The sequence below is a fragment of the Sphingomonas bacterium genome, assembly GCF_903644055.1.
GTDB lineage: Bacteria > Pseudomonadota > Alphaproteobacteria > Sphingomonadales > Sphingomonadaceae > Sphingomonas_I.
The window spans coordinates 1-3,212 of sequence record NZ_CAHJXD010000167.1 but is presented as its reverse complement, the minus strand read 5'-3'; the positions used below and the strand labels follow the sequence as shown (position 1 = coordinate 3,212).

The 3,212-nt window shown below is 63.7% G+C and carries 2 protein-coding genes; one reads left to right on the top strand and one right to left on the bottom strand.

The genetic code is table 11. The annotated features are described in order from the left end of the window. Window positions 1-513 (top strand): phosphomethylpyrimidine synthase ThiC (locus HUU94_RS07235; protein WP_174274421.1); only part of this gene is annotated, 513 nt, incomplete at its 5' end. A gap of 1,109 nt (window positions 514-1,622) precedes the next feature. Here HUU94_RS07235 and HUU94_RS07230 read toward each other — a convergent pair. Further along, window positions 1,623-3,212 (bottom strand): DNA translocase FtsK (locus HUU94_RS07230; RefSeq protein WP_174274420.1); only part of this gene is annotated, 1,590 nt, incomplete at its 5' end.

The window sequence follows — 3,212 nt, the reverse complement described above, 5'->3', positions numbered from 1 at the left end:
AAGGAGCATCTCGGCCTGCCCGACCGCGACGACGTCAAGGTCGGCGTCGTCACCTACAAGCTCGCCGCCCACGCCGCCGATCTCGCCAAGGGCCACCCCGCCGCCAAACTGCGCGACGACGCGGTCAGCCGCGCGCGCTACGAATTCCGCTGGCGCGACCAGTTCAACCTCTCGCTCGATCCCGACACGGCGGAGGAATATCACGACCAGACGCTGCCGGCCGAGGGCGCCAAGACCGCGCACTTCTGCTCGATGTGCGGCCCCAAATTCTGCTCGATGAAGATCACGGCGGAAGTGCGCGAATTCGCCGCCAAACAGAACGCCGAAGCCGACCAGTTCCTCGCCGCCCAACGTCCTCCCCGGCACGGGGAGGGGGACCATTCGGCCGCGCCGAATGGTGGAGGGGGCTCACCATCGGCGCTGACCCCCGATCAGGCCGAGGCCGGGATGGCCGGCATGAGCGAGGTGTTCAAGCAGAAGGGCGGGGAGATTTACCTGCCGGCGGCAGAGTGAGGGTTATGCATCTCTAAAAGAGAGCTGGAGGGTTTTCCTTAGTGATTCGTGCACAATAAATTCGCGATCATCACAGCTTCATTGTATCTCTGAAACCTATCCGAAGCGTATTTCTTTCTTCCGATTAATGCCCTTTGACAAGGTAGCGGTTTCCCGATGCTCCAATACGGTATAGGGTTTTCACTATCGCCACGAGATCATTTTCTGTCGGGATGGCTTTTTCCACTGACCTGCCGGGCAATCGAACACCGTTCCTCGAGCGATAGCTGGCGATAGGTCGACATGCACCCGTCTCAGGTGTTGCACTGCGTTGTGAACTCAGAGGGGTCCCGCTGCCTGCCAACGCTGAAGAAGAAGCGGGACCTAGGCTCAAGGCCGGATGAAGTGGATGCAACATTAACAGACAGGCTTTAGGGCAATCGGCATTCATCAATATGACGGGCAATTGCCCCGGCTGAGCTGTCGCCCGGATTGGTTCGGTGTATCCGCTCGATATTTACGCGTCACCCCAGATTTGTTGGGGTCGCCGCACCCTAGCTAACCAGCTACGTCGGACAGGGATGCCGGAACAGGTCGGGCATGACGCACGAACCGTGGGGGATCTGTTCCCAAAGCCGAATGTCGATCATCAAGGCCGAACTTGAGCAAGTGTGAGACTGACCTTGCTCCTCCCCTGGAAGGGAGGTGGCGTCGCGCAGCGATAAAGGAGGGGCTCGATCGCGGGATGCCCTCCGTCTGGCTTCGCCAGCCACCTCCCCTTCCAGGGGGGATCATCTCGGCTCTGCACGTCGGCTGCATTAGACTCGGATGACTTCAGCCTTACCCGCTCATGCTGAGGTGAGACCGAGTAGCTCCGTAGGAGCGTATCGAGGGCTCGTATCGAAGTAGCGCCCAGGGGCTTGTCCTTCGATACGGGCTCTCGACAGGCTCGATCCCTACTCAGGATGAGCGGAGGAGTGGGTCAATCTAAAATCATCCTGCTCTAAACGTCGAATCCCTGCGCCGCGCGAAGGGCGGCTCCGCTCCCGAGCAGCGACATGCACGATGAAATGCCACGGACAGACGGACGCCCGAAAACCCGCCGGGCGGTCAGGCCGCCGCTTAGCCGATCAGATCGGCTGGCCGTTGCGATCGATCAGCACCTCGCGGCGGCCGACATGGTCGGGGGCGCCGACCACGCCCTCCTTCTCCATCCGGTCGATCAGCCGTGCCGCCGAATTATAGCCGATGCGGAGCTGGCGCTGGACGTAGCTGGTCGAGGCCTTCTGCGATTCGGCGACGACCTGCACCGCCTTGCGGTAGAGCGTCGCCTCGGGGGAATCGTCGGAGGGCGGCGCGCCTTCCATCGCATAGCTGCCGTCCTCGGGCTCCTCGGTCACCGCCGCGATATAATCGGGCGTCTTCTGCATCTTCCAATGATCGGCGACCGCGCGCACCTCCTCGTCGCTGACGAACGGCCCGTGGACGCGGACGATCTGCTTGCCGCCGGGCATGTAGAGCATGTCGCCCTTGCCGAGCAGCTGCTCGGCGCCCTGTTCGCCGAGGATGGTGCGCGAATCGATCTTGCTAGTCACCTGGAAGCTGATCCGCGTCGGCAGATTGGCCTTGATGACGCCGGTGATGACGTCGACCGAGGGGCGCTGCGTCGCCATGATCAGGTGGATGCCCGCCGCGCGCGCCTTCTGCGCGAGCCGCTGGATGAGGAATTCGACTTCCTTGCCCGCGGTCATCATCAGGTCGGCGAGTTCGTCGACGATCACCACGATCTTGGGTAGCGGCTCGAATTCGAGCTTCTCCTCCTCGTAGATCGGCTGGCCGGTGTCGGCGTCATAGCCGGTCTGGACTTTGCGCCCGAGCAGCTGGCCCTTGCTCTTGGCGGCGCGCACCTTCTCGTTGAACGAGGCGAGGCTGCGCACCCCGATCGAGGCCATCATCCGATAACGATCCTCCATCTGCTCGACCGCCCATTTGAGCGCGCGGATCGCCTTGGGCGGATCGGTCACCACCGGCGCCAGCAGATGCGGGATATCGTCGTAGATGCTGAGCTCCAGCATCTTGGGATCGATCATGATCATCCGGCATTCGTCGGGGGTCAGCCGGTAGAGCAAAGACAGGATCATCGCATTGAGCCCGACCGACTTGCCCGATCCCGTCGTGCCCGCGACGAGCAGGTGCGGCATCGGCGAAAGATCGGCGATCACCGGATCGCCGGCGATATTCTTGCCGAGGATCAGCGGCAGCGAGCCCGGCGCCTGCTCCTCGAAGCTGTGGCTCGCCACCAATTGGGACAGCACCACCGATTCGCGCTTCTGGTTGGGCAGCTCGATGCCGATCACCGTCCGCCCCGGCACCGTCGCGATCCGCGCCGACAGCGCCGACATGTTGCGCGCGATATCGTCGGAGAGCGCGGTCACCCGGCTCGCCTTGATCCCGGCGGCGGGTTCGAGCTCGTACATCGTCACCACCGGGCCGGGGCGAACCTCGGTGATGTGCCCGCGCACATGGAAATCCTCGAGCACGGTTTCGAGCAGCCGCGCGTTGCGCTCCAGCGAGGCCTTGTCGATCTGCGGCCCGCCCCCGGTGGGCAGCGGCCCGAGCAGATCGAGCGTCGGCAGCACCCATGTGTCGCCCAGCGCGAGCTTGGCCTGGCGCTCGCGCTGGCCGCGCGCAGCACTGGCGGGCGCGGGTGCGGGGGTGGC